This is a genomic window from Galbibacter sp. L-19 (genome assembly GCF_056857615.1).
Map to the genome: position 1 here is coordinate 33,312 of NZ_JBSXNL010000036.1, position 18,486 is coordinate 51,797.

An 18,486-nucleotide genomic window follows, 5' to 3' on the forward strand; every position below is an offset into this window, starting at 1 on the left:
CTTAAACAACTGACAATCAGTAGTTAACTTCGATAAACTCAGGATAGCACTTAGTGTTTGGATACTTTTTAGACAGCCTCTTTTATAAATTGTTAAAAAAGTACTATTTTATATAATAGTAGACTTTCCGTAATCTATATTTTCCTGATTGTAATTAATTATTTCTTCAGCATTCGCTATGTAATCTGCTATAAAATTCCCTACTTCAGAAGTTGTTTTCTTACTATCTGCATCGATATCTGGAGTAACAACATTCATTTCTAAAGCTTTTTCAACAGCTTTGTTTATGGCTTTTGCTTCTTCAAATAATTTAAAATGTTCTAAAAGCATTGCAGCAGATAGGATGGAAGCAATTGGATTAGCAATATTTTTTCCTGTAGCTTGTGGAAAAGAACCGTGAATAGGCTCAAACATCGCATTTTCGTCTCCTACAGATGCCGACGCTAATAATCCTATAGAACCTCCAATAACACTTCCTTCATCAGAAATGATGTCTCCAAACATGTTTTCAGTTAAAATAACGTCAAACTGACTCGGATTTAATATCATTTGCATCGCTGCATTATCAACAAAAAGGAAGTCTAATTCTACATCTGCATAACTTTTACCAATATTGGTAACTACTTTACGCCACAAACGAGAAGTTTCTAATACATTAGCTTTATCAACCAAGGTTAATTTTTTTCTACGAGTACGGGCTGCTTTAAAAGCTAAATGAGCAATGCGTTCTATTTCATAATCAGAATATTCACATAAATCTGAAGCTACACTTCCTTCTTTATTTAACTTTTTCTCTCCAAAATAGATTCCTCCGGTTAGTTCTCTATAAATGGTAAGATCGGTTCCTAAAATACGCTCTTCTTTTAAAGGAGACTTTTCAATAAGTGTAGGAAAAGCTTTAATAGGGCGGATATTGGTAAACAATCCTAAAGACTTTCTTAGTTTTAATAAACCTTGCTCAGGACGTACTTTTGCACTTGGATCGTTGTCGTATTTTGGATGTCCAATAGCACCAAATAAAACGGCATCAGAATCTAAACACAATTGTAATGTTTTTTCTGGTAAAGGATCTCCAGTTTGATCAATAGCGATAGCGCCTACTGGAGCTTCCTTAAAAGTAAACGTATGATTGTATACCTCGCCAACGGCTTTTAATGTTTTAATGGCTTGTTTGGTAACTTCTGGACCAATTCCATCTCCCGATAATACAGCTATATCTAAATTCATATTCTTGTGTATTAAAATGTTCTAGAAGCTTCGTAAGCTTCAATTTTATCTTTATTACTGACTAAAAAATCGATATCGTCATAACCATTCATCATGCACATTTTTTTATAAGCATCAATTTCAAAGCTCTCTTTTATAGCCGTTCCTGCAACTGTAATAGTTTGTTCTTCAAGGTTTACTACAATTTCTGTAGTTGGGTTATCTTGAATTGCAGTAAGCATAGCTTTAAGCGTTTCTGGACTTACTTGAATGGGAAGCAAGCCATTATTTAGTGCATTGCCTTTAAAAATATCAGCAAAATAACTAGAAACAATTACTTTGAAACCGAAATCTGTTAATGACCATGCAGCGTGTTCACGACTACTACCGCACCCAAAATTATCGCCAGCAACAAGTATTTTTCCTTCGTATGTTTTATTATTCAGTACAAATTCTTCATTTTCAGAACCGTCTTTGTTGTAACGCCAGTCCCTAAATAAATTTTCGCCAAAACCAACCTTGCTTGTTGCTTTTAAAAATCGGGCAGGGATTATTTGGTCGGTATCTATATTTTCAATTGGCAATGGAATTGCCGTTGATTGTAATGTTACAAATTTTTCCATAATCTTAAATTAAACTCACTAAGTGAGATTTTAATGCTCTAAAACCTGTTTTGAGTTTATTGAAGAGCTTGGGTTTGCATCGAAATGTTTTCAAGATTTTTTCTAATGCTCCACCTCGAAGCTGTTTACTCTATAAGTTAGCAAATCTAAACTCTGTACTTTTCTAAACTAGTTCTAATTCTTCAACTTCTTCGGTTACATCTATTATTTTTCCTGCTATTGCAGTGGCAGCAGCTACTAACGGACTAGCTAAAATAGTACGTGCACCTTGCCCTTGTCTACCTTCAAAATTTCTATTGGAAGTAGATACGCAATATTCGCCCGCAGGAATTTTATCTTCATTCATTCCTAAACAAGCCGAGCATCCACTTTGGCGCATTTCAAAGCCTGCAGCTTCAAAAATATCTTGAATTCCTTCTTCTTTTATTTGTTTGGCTACTTGTTGAGATCCTGGAACAATTAAGGCATTTACATTGGTTGCCTTTTGTTTTCCTTTAATGTATTCCGCAGCAATTCTAAAATCTTCAATTCTTGAGTTGGTGCAACTTCCTATAAAAACATAATTGATTTCTTTTCCTAAGAGCTTTTCTCCCTTTTTAAAGCCCATATAATCTAAGGATTTCTCAAAAGAAACATCGTCTTTACTCGGAATGGCTTCTGTTATTTTTATCCCCATTCCAGGGTTGGTTCCGTAAGTAACCATAGGTTCGATGTCTTCAGCATCAAAAGAATATTCTTTATCAAAGCTAGCATCTGCATCTGTAGGAAGCGTTTTCCAATAAGCTACTTTTTTATCAAATTCCTCTCCTTTAGGAGCAAATTCACGATCTTTTACATACTCAAAAGTAGTTTCGTCTGGAGCAATCATTCCGCCACGAGCTCCCATTTCAATACTCATATTACAAACCGTCATGCGGCCTTCCATAGTCATGGCTTCAAAAACATCACCTGCATATTCTACAAAATATCCAGTACCAGAATTGGTACCTAGTTTAGCAATAATATATAGAATAACATCTTTTGGTAAAACACCTTTTTTAACCTTTCCGTTTACGGTAATACGCATACTTTTTGGTTTCGAAAGTAATAAACACTGGCTCGCAAAAACTTGCGCTACTTGGCTTGTTCCAATTCCAAAAGCAATAGTACCAAAAGCTCCGTGAGTAGAGGTATGGCTGTCTCCACAAACCATAGTCATTCCAGGTTGTGTAATTCCTAGTTCTGGAGCCATAACATGAACAATTCCTTGGTATGGGTGCCCTAAGCCGTAAAGGGTTACATCGTGTTTTTTACAGTTTTCTGTCAGCATTTCTACCTGTTTTTTAGACAAGAGGTCTTGAATAGGTAAATGTTGATCTTTTGTAGGTACATTATGGTCTGCTGTAGCTACAATTTGGTTTTTACGGAATAGGGGAATATTACGTTCTTCAAGCTCATTAAAAGCTTGCGGACTCGTAACTTCATGGATTAAATGTTTATCAATATATAATACCTGAGGTCCATTTTCTACTGTATGAACCACATGGCTATCCCAAACTTTATCAAATAATGTTTTACTCATTATAATTAAGCAATTGCTTTAATATCTATTTTACTGATTTCAATAATTTGATGAATATCTTCATCTAAAACTTCTTTCTTTCTATCTGCAAAGGTTAAAAATTCTTGATAAACTTCGTCTAACTGAAGCTTTGTTAACTCATAACCTACTTTTTTAGCTCTATATGCTAAAGCAGCACGACCACTACGGGCGGTTAAAACAATTGCAGATTCGGTAACGCCTACGTCTGCAGGATCTATAATTTCGTAGGTCTCTCTGTTTTTAATAACCCCATCTTGATGAATTCCAGAGCTGTGCGCAAAAGCATTAGCTCCTACAATGGCTTTATTTGGTTGTACAGGCATTCCCATACTTTCAGAAACCATTTTACTGGTGCTGTAAAGGAGTTGTGAATTGATGTTGGTGTCTAAATTTAAATTCGGGTGTTGGCGTAAAACCATGACGACTTCTTCTAAAGACGTATTTCCAGCACGTTCTCCAATTCCGTTGATAGTGCATTCTATTTGTCGTGCTCCTCCAATAACTCCAGCAATAGAGTTTGCGGTAGCTAAACCAAGGTCGTTATGACAGTGGCAAGAAAGAATTGCTTTGTGAATACCCGTAACGTTTTCTTTTAAATACCGCATTTTAGCCCCATATTCTTCAGGTAAGCAATATCCTGTAGTATCTGGAATATTTAATACGGTAGCTCCTGCTTTTACAACTGCCTCACAAACACGAGCTAAATATTCATTGTCGGTACGACCAGCATCTTCAGCATAAAACTCAACATCTTCTACAAACGTCTTAGCATATTTTACAGCAGCAACAGCACGTTCAATAATCTCTTCACGAGTAGATTTGAATTTATATTTTATATGAGAATCTGATGTTCCAATTCCAGTGTGTATTCTAGGTCTTACAGCATGCTTTATTGCTTCTGCTGCTACTTCGATATCTTTTTTAACGGAACGTGTAAGACCACAAACCGTTGCATTTTTTACAATTTTAGAGATTTCAGCTACAGATGTAAAGTCTCCCGGACTAGAAATAGGGAAACCAGCTTCAATAACATCAACTCCCAGATCGTCAAGACGCTTTGCAATGACAAGCTTTTGTTCTGTGTTAAGCTTGCATCCAGGTACTTGTTCTCCGTCTCTTAATGTCGTGTCAAAGATTTGAACTTTTTCTTTACTCATCTTGATTTTTTAATGTAATTTGAAATTTGTTATACGAATTTATATTTTGTGAACGTAATTTTAAGTTCACTTAACCATTTCTTTACAATGCTTAAGTGTTCTTTTATATAGTTAAATAATTGATATTCAGTTAATTGAATTTTTATTTTTACAATGACAAGTCAGCAAAAAGACACATTATTTATACTGGTTAAATCTCTTTCTAAATCTGAAAAGAGACAATTTAAGCTTTATGTGAATAGGTTAGGGGTAAATGCAGATGCAAAATTTTTAGCTTTATTCAATCTTTTGGATAAGATGCATGATTATAAAGAGGCTGAAATTTTAAAAAGTGGAATTGTTAAAAAACAACAACTCTCCAATTTAAAGGCACATCTTTATAAGCAAATTCTGGTAAGCTTACGTTTAAATCCCGTAAATCAAAATATACGACTTCAAATTAGGGAGCAACTTGACTTTGCAACTATTTTGTACCATAAAGGATTGTATAAACAAAGCTTAAAAATTTTGGATAAGGCCAAGTCTTTGGCTATTGAAAATCAAGAAAAAGTAGTTGCCTATGAAATTGTAGAACTAGAAAAAGTTATAGAAACACAATACATTACTAGAAGTATAAGTGGGCGTGCCGACGAATTAGCAATTCAAGCAAAGGAATTGAGTATGCAAAATGTATTGACAAGTAAACTTTCTAATCTATCGCTTCAATTATATGGAATTATGTTGAAGTTTGGGTATGTAAAAAGTGATGAAGAATATAAATGGGTTACAGAATACTACAAATCTCACTTACCTACTTTTAAAGTTTCAGAATTAGATTTTAGAGAAAAATTATGGTTGTATAAAGCGCAACTATGGTATAGTTTTTTAATTCAGGACTTTTTATCGTGTTATAAATATTCGTTGCGTTGGGTAGAACTTTTCTATGAAAACGAACAAATGATTTATTTAAATCCTGTATTCTTTTTAAAAGGAAATAATTACTTGTTAGAATCGATGTTTTATGTAAAAAATCGTCGTGGATTTAGGGAAGCATTACAGAAATTAGAACATATCGTTACGGATGATAAGTTTCCGAAGAATGATAATTTAGAGGTTTTAATTTTTCATTATAAATATAGTAGCAAAATTAATCTTCATTTTCTAGAAGGTACTTTTGAAGAAGGATTGCATTTAGAAAAGGAAATTATAGATGGAATAAAATTACACAGCGATAAATTAGACGAACACCATATTATGGTTCTCTACTATAAAATTGCGTGTTTGTATTTTGGGGTTGGCAATAATAAAAAGTGTATCTCTTATCTGAAAAAAATAATAGATAATAAAAACCTTACCATGCGTGAAGATTTAATGTGCTTTGCTCGTGTATTGAGTTTGGTTGCGCATTATGAAGCTGGTATGGATTACCATTTGGAAGTTCAATTAAAAAGCACCTATAAATTTTTATTAAAAATGAATGATCTCCATGAGGTGCAAAAGGAAATGATTAAGTTTCTTAGAAATTTAGGAGAAATCTTTCCTAGTCAGTTAAAAGATGAATTTAAAAAACTGCATGCAACTTTAAAGAAATATGAAAATCACCCGTATGAAAAACGTGCCTTTTTATATTTAGATATTATCTCATGGCTAGAAAGTAATATTCAAAACCGACCAGTAGGGGAGATTATTAAAGAGAAAGCTAAAGAATTAGTTCGTTAGTTTTGGAAGAAAAAAATCATTTTAAACATATTCTAGAACTAAATTTAGCGGTACTTTTAATTAGTACTTCTGGAGTTTTAGGACGTTATATAGCCCTGCCAGCAGAACAGATTATTTTATTTAGAGCAATTTTGGCTGTTGGTTTTATCTACCTTTTTTGTAGGTACAAAAAGTTTAATTTAAAAATAAATGCTAAACAAGATTTAAAAATTGTATTACTCTGTGGCGTTTTTTTTGGGATCCATTGGGTAACCTATTTTTATGCTTTACAACTTTCTAGTGTAGCAATTGGAATGCTCTCTATTTATACCTACCCTGTAATTACTTCTTTTCTAGAACCGATTATTTTAAAAAGTCGTTTTCAAAAATCGCATTTAGCATTAGCAGTTTTAGTGCTTACAGGGGTTTACTTTTTAGTGCCAGAAGTAAGCTTTAAAAATCAACATTTTATAGCGGTTTTATTTGGAGTAACCTCTGCATTTTTTTATGCGCTCCGCAATATCCTCATGAAACCAAAAGTGGCCACTTATAACGGCTCTGTTTTGATGTTATATCAGCTTTGTGTAATAGTTGTTTTAATGAGTCCACTATTGTTTAATGCTAATTTTCTTCAGGTAAAATCTCAAATACTTCCTATAGCATTTTTAGCTTTGGTAACAACTACAATTGGACATACGTTATTGCTAATGAGTTTTAAATACTTTAGCGCTACCACAGCAAGTATTATGAGCAGTGTACAGCCCATTTACGGAATTTTAATGGGAATGTTGTTTTTAGGAGAATTCCCTGCATGGCACACTATTATTGGAGGTGCTTTAATATTAAGTGCTGTTTTTATTGAAAGCATCCGCACGGTAAAAGCTTCTAAAAAAGCGATAGAAAAATAAATAAGAATACTAATTCTTAGCCTTCAACTCATTTATAATATCAAAATGACCGAAAATTAAATGCTTTGGAAGTTTGTTGTCTTTAGGAAGCACCGCCAAAAACCTATCAAAATTTGAGGTATATACATTTTTAAGTAATGGTTTTTCATATCCTAAAGTATCGAGAATTTCTTTAATAAACTCATCATGATGAATTAGGTCTGAGCTTCCCAAATGGTAAATTCCTTTTCGGTTTCTATTAACAATATAGTGGATTTGTTGGGAGAGTTTATCTGCATTGGTAACATTCATTACCAAATCTGGAAAAACTTCGTAGGCATCGTTTTTATCAATAAAATACCTGAGTTCTTTCATCCGCGGGGAGCTACTTCCAAAGACCATTGGTAATCTTGCAATTACATAATTTTTCTCTGGAAGTTGCATCAACGCAGTTTCTATTTTTATTTTAAACTTCCCATAGGTACTCATAGACAAAGTCTTGTCGTACTCATAAGAAGGGAAATTACTAAAAGCATCAAAAACATTGGCAGAAGATAAAAATATAAGCTTACTGTTGCTAGCACGACAATAATCTACCAAATCGAGATGTGTATCTATTTGAGCTTCAAAATTTCCACGTAGCGCCGAGATAATAATTGTTGGTCGCACTTGGGTTAAAATCTCAAACAAATCATCGTTTTCCATATCAAAATGAAAAAAATGCTTGTTATTAGAATAGATTTTTCCTGTGTGGTAGGTGCCATAGGTATCAAAGTAAGGACAGAGTTCTTTGTAAAGTGTCCCTCCAATAAATCCGCTTGCTCCTAAAATTAATATCCTTTTCAATAAGCGTTACCTTTTTGTATTTAAGAGTGTTTGTATACGCTCTTTCTTAAATAAATTTACTCTATAATCGAGCTTTATGTGCTCAGGCACTTGCGTTTAGATTTTTTGTTCTTTCCAGCAATGTCTTGAGCACTAATTTATTTTTTATAAAACGGAAGCTTTACTACTTTAGCTTCTACTTTTTTCTTTCTTATTTGTAAGTAAATTGTAGTTCCAACTTCAGCATTTTCTGTAGTTACATATCCCATACCAATTCCTTTGTTTAAAGAAGGAGCCATAGTTCCGCTAGTAACTTTTCCGATAACTTCCTCATTGGTATTTAAAATCTCATAATCGTGTCTTGGAATTCCACGTTCAATCATTTCAAAACCAACTAATTTTTTGGTTACCCCAGTTTCTTTTTGTCGTTTTAAAGCCTCAGAGTTTACAAAATCTTTAGAGAACTTTGTTATCCACCCTAAACCTGCTTCAAGCGGAGAAGTAGTGTCGTCAATATCATTTCCGTAAAGACAATACCCCATTTCCAATCTAAGAGTATCTCTAGCAGCAAGTCCAATAGGTTTAATACCGTGGTTTTTTCCTGCTTCTAAAACCTTATTCCAAACCTGCTCAACATCAGTATTTTTACAATAAATTTCAAATCCACCACTTCCAGTATATCCAGTAGCAGAAATAATAACATGCTCAATCCCTGCAAATTCCCCCACTTCAAAATTGTAAAATTTAATAGCGGAAAGATCAATAGGGGTTATCGTCTGCATGGCTTCTACAGCTTTAGGACCTTGGATAGCTAAAAGCGAATAATCGTCAGAAATATTGCGCATTTCTGCTCCAATAGTATCATTATATTTAGAAATCCAGTTCCAATCTTTTTCAATATTAGAAGCATTAACCACTAAAAGGTATTGCTCCTCTTTCATTTGGTAGATAATCAAATCGTCTACAATTCCGCCATTTTCATTCGGTAAACAAGAATACTGTGCTTTTCCAATAGTTAATTTGGAAGCATCATTACTACTCACTTTTTGAATTAGCGCTAAAGCATTCGGACCACTAATCAAGAATTCTCCCATGTGGCTAACGTCAAAAACACCTAAATGTTCTCTAACCGTTTCATGCTCAATATTCACCCCTTCGTATTGTACTGGCATGTTATAGCCAGCAAAAGGAACCATTTTTGCCCCTAATTCAATATGGATATCAGTTAATGCTGTATTCTTCATTTTTGTATATTTAAAAATTATTGTACCTACTATTTGGCGCTGCAAAATTATTTAAAATAATCTCAGGAATAAAACAAACTTGCGCTAATAAGTTAAAAGTTGGAAAGTTTGTAAAGTTGAAAGATTTCAACGTAAGACTATAACTGTATAACAGCGTAACTTTTTTAAAATCGAAACATGGAAAACAAAAAAATAAAAATATTAGTAGTAGGCTGTGGAAACATGGGAGCTTCTCATGCTAAAGCCTATCATCAAATGGAGAGTGAAGTAGAAATTTGTGGCTTAGTTTCAACAGGAAAAAGTAAAGAGGTTCTAAATGCTGAATTAGAAAATAAATATAAATTATTTACCGATTATTATGAAGCATTAGAAGCAACAAAACCCGATGCGGTTTGTATTTCCACTTATCCAGATACACATGAAGCATATAGTATTGCGGCCTTAGAAAATGGGTGTCATGTATTTTTAGAAAAGCCAATTGCCAGTACTGCCGAAGGAGCCGAAAGGGTAGTGGCCGTAGCTAATAAAGTAAATAAAAAAGTAGTAGTAGGTTATATTTTGAGACACCATCCTTCTTGGCAGAAATTTATAGAACTAGCACAGAATATGGGGAAACCTTTGGTTATGCGGATGAATTTGAATCAGCAGAGTCATGGTTATATGTGGAATGTACATAGAAATCTGATGAAAAGTCTGAGCCCTATTGTAGATTGTGCCGTACATTATATTGATGTAATGTGCCAAATGACAAACGCCAAACCTGTGCAAGTAAGTGCTATTGGGGTTAGATTAACGGATGATATTCCTACAAATAACTATAACTACGGACAATTACAGATTCGTTTTGATGATGGTTCTGTGGGCTGGTATGAAGCTGGTTGGGGACCTATGGTTAGCGATACCGCTTTTTTTATAAAAGATATTTTTGGACCCAAAGGGAGTGTTTCCATCGTAGCAAATAAAGCAAGCGCAGAGGGAGCTTCCGACCATATTGATAGTCATACAAAAACCGAAAGTTTGAAAGTGCATTATGCGGATATTGATGCTGAAAATGAATTTACAAAGCCAGATGAGTTTATCAATCTACAAGACGAACCAGATCATCAAGAGTTATGTAATAGAGAGCAGCGTTTTTTTATAGATGCTATTAAAAATAACAATGATTTGGCAAGTCATTTGGAAGATGCAGTTAATAGTTTAAAAGTAGCTTTGGCTTGTGATGAATCTGTTAAAACGGGAGAAGTGGTTAGATTGTAGTGAAGTAGTGTTAATCTATGAATCCGAGATATGGCAACAATAGAACAATTTTTAGAGTCAAAAGATATCCGTATTACTGCAATGCGTTTACTAATTTATAAGTTTTTAGCTTCAAAGGAAGTTGCAGTAACATTAAGCGATATTCAAAATGCTTTTGATAAGGCAGATAGAACAACTTTATATAGAACCTTAAAAACATTTGAAGAAAAAGACGTTGTACACCAAATAGATGATGGTACAGGAATTACAAAGTATGCACTTTGCGAAGAAGGCTGTAATTGTGAAATAGGAACCGATTTACATTTACATTTTCATTGTAATAATTGTAATGAAACTATTTGTTTAACGCAACATAAAATACCACAAATAAAAGTCCCTAAAGGTTTTGTTTCAGAAGATGTAAACCTTGTTGTAAAAGGTATTTGCGATAAGTGTAGCTAACAATAAATGCACTTCCATTGCATCTTATTTTCCCATAGTTTTACAAAATATTTAATCCCTCATTGAAGGTTTAATTCCTAGATGTTTTACGCCGAAATGGATTAAATCCCTCATTGAGGGTTTTATTTCCTAACGTTTTAAGTCAAAATGGATTAAATTATTATTCTATAAAGACCGCGTGAGTTTACCACGAGGTAGTAAATTAAAGAAACTATGAAAAAAAAGAAAGTCAATTTAAAAGATATTAAATCTAATTCTGAAAATGGTCATAATCATGATGGTTCCTCAAGTGGATTTAAGACTTATATTCCAGCAGTAATAAGTTTTACAATGCTCATTATTGGCATTGCATTAAACTATTTTGATGTTGATTTTTTTGAAAAATGGACTCAGATTGTTTGGTATACCATAGCTTACTTACCAGTTGGATATCCTGTTTTAAAAGAGGGTTGGAGAAGTATCCGAAGAGGAGATGTTTTTACAGAATTCTTTTTGATGTCCATTGCTACTATTGGCGCTTTCGCCATTGGTGAATATCCAGAAGGAGTTGCCGTAATGTTGTTTTATAGTATAGGCGAATTATTCCAAGGCGCTGCAGTAAAGAGAGCAAAAACCAATATAAAAGCATTGTTAGACGTTCGTCCAAATGAAGCTTTAGTTTATCGTACTAATAATTATATTTCTGTAAGCCCTGAAACGGTTGCTATCGGTGAGAAAGTACAAGTTCGTGTTGGAGAAAAAGTGCCATTAGATGGAATTTTACTTTCCAAAAAAGGTTCTTTTAATACAGCAGCTTTGACAGGCGAGAGTAAACCAGATAGTGTTTTGAAAGGAGAGAGAGTATTTGCAGGAAGTATCAATATGGATGGTGTAATTGAAATTCAAACTACCAAAGAATTTAAAGATAGTTCTATTGCTCGGATTCTTGATATGGTTCAAAATGCTACGGCACGGAAATCAAAAACCGAATTATTTATTAGAAAATTTGCAAGAGTTTATACACCTATTGTGGTGGTTTTAGCTATAGGAGTAACGTTTCTTCCATATTTTTTTATAGATAATTATGTGTTTAGAGATTGGTTATATCGAGCTTTAATTTTTCTTGTAATATCATGCCCTTGTGCTTTAGTAATTTCGATTCCATTGGGCTATTTTGGCGGATTAGGGGCAGCATCTAATAATGGGATATTATTTAAAGGAGCTTCTTTTCTTGATGCAATAACTAAAGTAAACACCTTAGTAATGGATAAAACAGGAACAGTAACCAAAGGTGTCTTTAAAATAAAAAAAGTTAAGGCTATTGGATATGAAGAAGCAGAATTTATGAAATATCTTATGGCAATGGAAGAGCAGTCTACGCATCCAATAGCCAAAGCAATTTTAGAATATAAAATAGGGAATGAATATTTTAAGGCTAACAAAGTTTCGGAAATTGCCGGAAAAGGATTAAAAGGAACTGTAAATAATAAAACCGTTTTAGTAGGTAACAAATCGTTGATGACTACTAATAATATTCAAGTTACCAAAGAAACAGAAAGTATTAAAGAATCAATTGTTTTAGTAGCTATAGATGAGGTTTTTGCAGGTTATGTAGTAATTGCAGATGAGTTGAAAGAAGATGCTAAAGAAACAATAATCAACTTACATAAAGTAGGTATTACAAATATTATAATGCTTTCTGGTGATAAGGATTCTATTACTCAAAAAGTGGCATCAGAACTAAATATTGAACAGGCTAAAGGTGGTTTGTTACCTGAGGATAAACTAAATGAAGTTGAGCTTTTACAAAAGAATTCTGAAAGTAGTAAGATTGCATTTATAGGGGATGGGATAAATGATGCTCCTGTACTAGCCGCAAGTGATGTGGGAATTGCAATGGGAGGTTTAGGGAGTGATGTTGCTATAGAAACTGCAGATGTTATTATCCAAACAGACCAACCCTCCAAAGTAGTAAAAGCAATAAATATAGGAAGATCCACCCGAAAAATTGTATGGCAAAATATCGGGTTGGCTTTTGGAGTAAAAGTGATAGTATTAATATTAGGAGCTGGTGGATTGGCAACAATGTGGGAAGCAGTATTTGCCGATGTTGGGGTAGCATTGTTAGCAATCTTGAATGCTGTAAGATTACAGAAAATGAAATGGGATTAAATATAAAATGAGAGAGAAAATGGTTTTGTTGCAGTAATATCTAAACGAACTATACTGCAGCAAAACCAAAAGTGAATTAAAAAAAATAATTTTATCGATTTTTTAAATAGGCTTTTAAATCGTCATAGCTTTTTATGGTAATACTTTTTTTATTCTTATCAATAACCGATTTAATCTGTTCTGGAATAGGAATTGTAACATCCAACGTATTTTCAACTACATCTAAAAATTTAACAGGATGTGCTGTTTCTAGAAAAACACCGGTACTGTTAGTGTCAGCATTTAAATATTTTTTAAGTCCTAAATAACCAACCGCCCCATGTGGATCGGCTACATAACCAGAAGTTTTGTAAATAGCTTGCATTGTTTTTTTAGTGTCTTCATCAGTATAACTAAAAGAAGAAAATAGCTGATTTAATGCTTCAAAATTATTATCAAATAGTCTTTGAATACGAATAAAATTACTTGGATTTCCAACATCCATTGCGTTTGATATGGTTTGCTTTGAAGGCTTCGGACTGTATTCTTGCGTAGCCATATATTGAGGAACGGTATCGTTAATATTTGTAGAAGCTACAAAGTGCTTAACTGGTAAGCCTAGTTTGTAAGCCATCATTCCGGCACAAATATTTCCAAAATTTCCGCTAGGAACAGAAAAAACCAACTCTTTGTTTTGCGATTTTAATTGTTTGTACGCAAAGAAAAAGTAAAACATTTGAGGGAGCCAACGTGCCACATTAATAGAATTTGCAGAAGTTAAATTCTCTGCTGTTAAATTGCTATCTAAAAAAGCAGTTTTTACCATTTCCTGACAATCGTCAAATACGCCGTCTACTTCTAAGGCAGTGATGTTTTGACCGAGAGTGGTAAGTTGTTTTTCTTGAATATCGCTCACTTTTCCGCTAGGATATAAAATAACTACTTCTACACCTTTTACCCCTAAAAATCCGCTTGCCACAGCGCCACCAGTATCTCCAGAAGTAGCTACTAAAACAGTTACGGTTTCTTCTTTTTTGTCTTTATTAAAATACCCTAAACAGCGTGCCATAAACCGAGCTCCTACATCTTTAAAAGCCATAGTTGGTCCGTGGAAGAGTTCTAAGGAATAGATATCTTCTTCTACTTTTACTGTTGGAAAATCGAAACATAATGTTTCTTTTACAATGTCTTTTAAAATAGCTGTAGGGATTTCGTTACCTATAAATTGTTGAATAACTTTAAAAGCTATTTCTTCATTACTAAAATCTTCAATATTTTCAATGAAGTTTTTATCTAACGGTTTTATTTCATTAGGAAAATAAAGACCTCTATCTGGAGCTATCCCTTTTACTACAGCGTCTTCAAAGTTTGTAAAGGTTTTGTTTTCTTGTGTATCGTTAAGGCTATAATATTTCATGTTTTATTTTTTGCTAATCGTTATTTTTTATTTGGGTCTATTTGCCAAAATAGGAGGATAGAATTATAAATAAATTCGGAAATTTATCATTCAAATTCATAATTCTTTAACTCCTTCGGTATTAATTTTAGATACATGTATATCGTAATCAACACCAAAATCTTTATATACTTCAGCCATTGCTTTTGCAACTTTTTTAGCTGTTTCTTCTCCTTTAGATAATGCAAAAATAGAAGGCCCAGAACCTGAAATTCCGCTACCCAGCGCTCCAGCATCCTTAGCAGCTTGTTTTGCCTTATAAAAGCCTGGAATTAAAGGGCTGCGCATAGGTTCTACAATTTCGTCGTGTAGGCATCTAGAAAGTAATCCGTAATCTTCAGTATAAAGAGCGCTTACTAAACCTGCCAGATTTCCCCATTGGATAATTGCTTTTTTAAGAGGTATATTCTGCTTAATTACCGACCGTGCATCGGCAGTTTTTACTTCTATCTGCGGATGTATAACGGTAGCAAAAATCTCTTTTGGAGTATGTAATTTTAAAACTTCAAAAGGTTCATATCCTTTTACCAGTGTAAAACCGCCAAGTAGGGCAGGAGCTACATTATCGGCATGTGGAGCGCCACTTGCAAGCTCTTCTCCCATCATTGCAAATTCTACTAGTTTTTCTCTTGAAAAAGGCTCACCGAGGAGTTTGTTTACTCCAAAAACGGCTCCTGCTGCACTGGCTGCGCTACTTCCAATTCCGCTTCCTGGTTTTATTTTTTTATTTATTTCGATTTCAAAACCAAAGGTGGTTTCTACTTCTTTAAGCAATGCAAGTACAGCAACTCCTGCTACATTTTTTTCGGCTTCAAGTGGTAAATCTTGACCTATTATTTTGGAAATTCGAACGCCCTTTTCTGGCATTTTTCTAATCGTCATTTCATCGCCAGTACTGTCTAAACAAAGTCCTAAAACATCAAAACCACAAGAAACATTGGCTATGGTTGCTGGGCAGAATAATTTTATCTCATTCATTTTTATAAAAATTAACTCACTAAGTGAGATTTTAAAGCTTCTTTCTAATGCCTCGAAATATAATCATGAGGGAATTGATTAAGCCTTGGGTGTTTGTAAACCTTAATTAGTCGATTAAAAATTACCAATCCTTATAATGTCTGCAAAAATACCTGAAGCAGTAACATCTGCACCAGCACCAGCTCCTTTAATTAATAGAGGTTGCTCGCTATATCTTTCCGTAAAAAATAATACTATATTGTCGCTACCCTCTAAATTATAAAATGGATGGTCTATTGGGATGTGTTGTAGTCCAACTTTTGCTTTTCCATTTTCAAACTGTGCTACATATTTTAAACGACAATCTTTATCGGCAGCGGCTTTATAAATACTATCAAAATGATCTTTATATTTAACTAAAGATTTTAAGAAGTCTTCAACATTTGTTGTTTCCAAGCTTTCCTGAGGAAGAAAAGATTCATTTTCGATTTGTTCGATATCCAGTTCGTTACCACTTTCTCGAGCAAGGATTAATATTTTTCGCATTACATCAACCCCACTTAAATCGATTTTTGGATCTGGTTCTGTGTATCCTTCTTCTTGCGCTTGTTTTACCACTTCATCAAAATTAGTTTGATCATTAAAGTTATTAAATACAAAGTTTAAGCTTCCAGAAAGGACTGCTTGAATTTTAGTGATTTTATCCCCCGAAGCGATTAGATTTTTTAGGGTGTCGATAATAGGAAGTCCCGCACCAACATTAGTTTCGAATAGGAAAGGGGCGTTGTATTGTCTAGAAAGTTCCTTTAAATGAATATAGTTCTTATATGGCGAGGAAGCGGCAATTTTATTACAAGTAACTACAGAAATACTATCGTTTAAATACTTTTCATAGGTGTTTGCAACCACTTCGTTTGCTGTGTTGTCTACAAAAATACTGTTGCGTAAATTGAGTTCTTTTACTTTACTGAAAAAAACATCTAAACCTGTTTGTTCTCCATTTTCCAACTGTTCTTTCCAATTCTGCAAGTCGAGTCCGTTTTCATTGAAAACCATTTTTCTAGAATTAGATAAGGCTACAACACGAATATTGAGTTTTAATTGTTTCTTTAAAAACTTACGTTGTTTTTCTATCTGAGCTAAAAATTTCTCTCCTACATTACCAACGCCCATAACAAATAAGTTTAGTTGTTTTACGTTGTCTTCAAAAAATTGTTCATGTAGGGTGTTTAATGCTTTTTTAACATCGTTTTTATTGATAACTGCCGAGATGTTTCTCTCAGAAGCTCCTTGTGCAATAGCACGAATATTGACATTGTTTTTTCCTAAAGCGCTAAACATGCGTCCGCTAAGTCCTTGGTGACTCTTCATGTTGTCTCCCACCAAGGCAACAATTGCTAAATCATTTTCAACCACAACAGGGTTGATTTTCTTCAGACTCATTTCATATTCAAATGCTTTTTCTAGAGCATTTTTAGCTTTTTCAGCATCCGTAGAAGCTACTCCAATGCAAATAGAATGCTCTGATGATGCTTGTGTAATAAATACAACACTTACTTTTGCTTCAGATAATACTTCAAAGAAACGCTTGGAAATACCAGGGATTCCAACCATACCTGTTCCTTCTAGAGAGATTAAAGAGATGTTTTCTACATGACTAATTCCTCTAACAGCACGGGCTTTCCCGTTGGTGTTTTTAGTAATTAATGTGCCTTCCTCTTCTGGAGCAAATGTGTTTTTTATGTGTATTGAAATTCCTTTTGAAAGTACAGGTTGGATAGTTGGTGGATATAAAACCTTGGCTCCAAAATGCGATAATTCCATAGCTTCTTCATAAGAAATGTGTGGAATAGCAAAAGCTTGTTTAACCAATTTAGGATTGGCAGTATACATACCACTTACGTCTGTCCATATTTCTAGTGCATCTGCCTGAACAGCCGCAGCAATAATAGCAGCGGTATAGTCGGATCCACCGCGACCTAAAGTTGTGGATTCTCCTTTTGAGGAAGAGGCAACAAAGCCAGGAACTACAATTAATTGATAGGTAACTGTTCCAAAATAATTTTCGCAAAGTTCGTTTGTAGTTTTAAAATCTACTGTTGCTTTACCAAAATCATCATCAGTTTTTATGAGTGTTTTGCTGTCTTTATGAACGCTTTCTAATCCTTCTTTTATAAAATATTCATTAATTATAAAGGAAGAAAGTAATTCTCCATAGCCAACAATTTTATCCAAAAGCTTAGGAGTAATTTCGCCAATTAAAAAAGCGCCTTCAAGTAAGGTTTCTAGTACATTTAGCTCACGCTTGATGTTGCTTATTACTTTACTTTGATTGTTGATGTCTATTAACTCTTGCGCTGTATTGATATGTCTTGCTTCAATTTCTTCAAGAACTTGTTTGTATGTTTCGTCTTGAGCAGCAGCTAGTAGAGAAGCTTTTACAAGCATATCTGTTACTCCACCAAAAGCGGAAACTACAATAACAGCTTTTTCTGTGTTAGAAGCTTTTGCAGCTATATTTTTCACCTTTTCTATATTCTGTGCATTAGCGACCGAAGTGCCGCCAAATTTTAATACTTTCATCTGTTAGTTTTTTTTGTATTTCGGGGTCTTCCTTTTTGAAAACAACCCAAAATGGTATTTATTAGTTTGGTTGATTTAAATTTTATGGCGTTTATGAGATAATTATAATTTGTACGAAAACTCAACGTTAAAAATTTGTTTTGAATGCTGCAATAAGCTACTTTATTATATTGATGCTTGTATTGTTGCATTGGTAAAATTTCTATAACTGAAAATTTTTATGTTTGGATTCAAACAAATATAATATATGGACGATATGAAAAAAGTTATACCCCAAAAGGGGTAATAATAGTAGTGTTACGAATAATTGCAATAATACACGTATTCTCAGAAGAGAATATAGAAGTAGTATGTATGTTATTAAAACTTTGCATGTGTTTACTCGTAATAGAGTTCAAATGTAGTACTTTTATAGTATTAAAAAAACTAAATGTTTATTATTAAGAATTTAATAATTTAAC

14 protein-coding genes are annotated in these 18,486 nt (G+C 33.6%); 5 read left to right on the plus strand and 9 right to left on the minus strand.

Features of this window, described 5'->3' with window-relative positions; all coding sequences use genetic code 11:
- Positions 1-108: 108 nt before the first annotated feature.
- From leuB to AC13CQ_RS03775, 4 genes are all read right to left on the minus strand, one after another.
- Entirely contained in the window at positions 109-1,227 is a 1,119-nt protein-coding gene (gene leuB / locus AC13CQ_RS03760; protein WP_008616110.1) for a 3-isopropylmalate dehydrogenase, read from the minus strand.
- An 11-nt stretch (positions 1,228-1,238) separates the two neighbouring features.
- Positions 1,239-1,829, minus strand: coding sequence for a 3-isopropylmalate dehydratase small subunit (leuD, locus tag AC13CQ_RS03765; RefSeq protein WP_008616111.1), 591 nt, complete (start codon positions 1,827-1,829; stop codon positions 1,239-1,241).
- A gap of 163 nt (positions 1,830-1,992) precedes the next feature.
- On the minus strand, positions 1,993-3,390 hold the full coding sequence (gene leuC / locus AC13CQ_RS03770) for a 3-isopropylmalate dehydratase large subunit (RefSeq protein ID WP_008616112.1): 1,398 nt from the start codon (positions 3,388-3,390) through the stop codon (positions 1,993-1,995).
- Between the two features lie 5 nt (positions 3,391-3,395).
- Positions 3,396-4,568, minus strand: coding sequence for a 2-isopropylmalate synthase (locus tag AC13CQ_RS03775; protein ID WP_008616113.1), 1,173 nt, complete (start codon positions 4,566-4,568; stop codon positions 3,396-3,398).
- 153 nt (positions 4,569-4,721) lie between these two features.
- On the opposite strand from AC13CQ_RS03775, the gene AC13CQ_RS03780 reads away from it, so the two are divergent.
- Complete coding sequence (locus tag AC13CQ_RS03780) at positions 4,722-6,266, plus strand: hypothetical protein (RefSeq protein ID WP_008616114.1); 1,545 nt, start codon at positions 4,722-4,724, stop codon at positions 6,264-6,266.
- 2 nt (positions 6,267-6,268) lie between these two features.
- On the plus strand, positions 6,269-7,153 hold the full coding sequence (locus AC13CQ_RS03785) for a DMT family transporter (RefSeq protein WP_008616117.1): 885 nt from the start codon (positions 6,269-6,271) through the stop codon (positions 7,151-7,153).
- A gap of 9 nt (positions 7,154-7,162) precedes the next feature.
- Here the strand turns inward: AC13CQ_RS03785 and AC13CQ_RS03790 are convergent, their stop codons facing one another.
- Both AC13CQ_RS03790 and gcvT read right to left on the minus strand, forming a co-directional pair.
- Positions 7,163-7,978: a sugar nucleotide-binding protein gene (locus tag AC13CQ_RS03790; RefSeq protein ID WP_008616118.1), complete on the minus strand. Its 816-nt coding sequence runs from the start codon at positions 7,976-7,978 to the stop codon at positions 7,163-7,165.
- Between the two features lie 137 nt (positions 7,979-8,115).
- Entirely contained in the window at positions 8,116-9,201 is a 1,086-nt protein-coding gene (gene gcvT, locus AC13CQ_RS03795; protein WP_008616119.1) for a glycine cleavage system aminomethyltransferase GcvT, read from the minus strand.
- A 177-nt stretch (positions 9,202-9,378) separates the two neighbouring features.
- Here gcvT and AC13CQ_RS03800 point away from each other — a divergent pair, with 177 nt between their 5' ends.
- The 3 genes from AC13CQ_RS03800 to AC13CQ_RS03810 all read left to right on the plus strand — a co-directional run bounded on the left by AC13CQ_RS03800 (position 9,379) and on the right by AC13CQ_RS03810 (position 13,050).
- Positions 9,379-10,458 carry a Gfo/Idh/MocA family protein gene (locus AC13CQ_RS03800; protein ID WP_008616120.1) on the plus strand — a complete coding sequence of 360 codons (1,080 nt, stop codon included), beginning with the start codon at positions 9,379-9,381 and terminating at the stop codon, positions 10,456-10,458.
- A 30-nt stretch (positions 10,459-10,488) separates the two neighbouring features.
- A complete protein-coding gene (locus AC13CQ_RS03805; RefSeq protein ID WP_008616121.1) occupies positions 10,489-10,899 on the plus strand; it encodes a Fur family transcriptional regulator in 411 nt (136 codons plus the stop codon).
- Between the two features lie 213 nt (positions 10,900-11,112).
- Entirely contained in the window at positions 11,113-13,050 is a 1,938-nt protein-coding gene (locus AC13CQ_RS03810) for a heavy metal translocating P-type ATPase (RefSeq protein WP_008616122.1), read from the plus strand.
- Between the two features lie 91 nt (positions 13,051-13,141).
- On the opposite strand, the gene thrC is transcribed toward AC13CQ_RS03810, so the two are convergent.
- The 3 genes from thrC to thrA form a co-directional block, all read right to left on the minus strand.
- The gene (gene thrC / locus AC13CQ_RS03815; protein WP_008616123.1) at positions 13,142-14,446 is read right to left on the minus strand and encodes a threonine synthase; all 1,305 of its coding nucleotides are present in this window, start codon (positions 14,444-14,446) and stop codon (positions 13,142-13,144) included.
- 96 nt (positions 14,447-14,542) lie between these two features.
- Positions 14,543-15,463: a homoserine kinase gene (locus tag AC13CQ_RS03820; RefSeq protein WP_008616125.1), complete on the minus strand. Its 921-nt coding sequence runs from the start codon at positions 15,461-15,463 to the stop codon at positions 14,543-14,545.
- Positions 15,464-15,577: 114 nt separating this feature from the next.
- Entirely contained in the window at positions 15,578-18,025 is a 2,448-nt protein-coding gene (gene thrA / locus AC13CQ_RS03825; protein ID WP_008616127.1) for a bifunctional aspartate kinase/homoserine dehydrogenase I, read from the minus strand.
- Between the last annotated feature and the right edge of the window lie 461 nt (positions 18,026-18,486).

Bases quoted from the DNA above. Each gene is read 5' to 3' on its own strand.
- AC13CQ_RS03805 (WP_008616121.1), top strand. From the start codon at position 10,489: ATGGCAACAATAGAACAATTTTTAGAGTCAAAAGATATCCGTATTACT.
- leuB (WP_008616110.1), bottom strand. From the start codon at position 1,227: ATGAATTTAGATATAGCTGTATTATCGGGAGATGGAATTGGTCCAGAA.
- AC13CQ_RS03820 (WP_008616125.1), bottom strand. From the start codon at position 15,463: ATGAATGAGATAAAATTATTCTGCCCAGCAACCATAGCCAATGTTTCT.
- AC13CQ_RS03780 (WP_008616114.1), top strand. From the start codon at position 4,722: ATGACAAGTCAGCAAAAAGACACATTATTTATACTGGTTAAATCTCTT.
- AC13CQ_RS03800 (WP_008616120.1), top strand. From the start codon at position 9,379: ATGGAAAACAAAAAAATAAAAATATTAGTAGTAGGCTGTGGAAACATG.
- AC13CQ_RS03810 (WP_008616122.1), top strand. From the start codon at position 11,113: ATGAAAAAAAAGAAAGTCAATTTAAAAGATATTAAATCTAATTCTGAA.
- leuC (WP_008616112.1), bottom strand. From the start codon at position 3,390: ATGAGTAAAACATTATTTGATAAAGTTTGGGATAGCCATGTGGTTCAT.
- gcvT (WP_008616119.1), bottom strand. From the start codon at position 9,201: ATGAAGAATACAGCATTAACTGATATCCATATTGAATTAGGGGCAAAA.
- thrA (WP_008616127.1), bottom strand. From the start codon at position 18,025: ATGAAAGTATTAAAATTTGGCGGCACTTCGGTCGCTAATGCACAGAAT.
- thrC (WP_008616123.1), bottom strand. From the start codon at position 14,446: ATGAAATATTATAGCCTTAACGATACACAAGAAAACAAAACCTTTACA.
- leuD (WP_008616111.1), bottom strand. From the start codon at position 1,829: ATGGAAAAATTTGTAACATTACAATCAACGGCAATTCCATTGCCAATT.
- AC13CQ_RS03775 (WP_008616113.1), bottom strand. From the start codon at position 4,568: ATGAGTAAAGAAAAAGTTCAAATCTTTGACACGACATTAAGAGACGGA.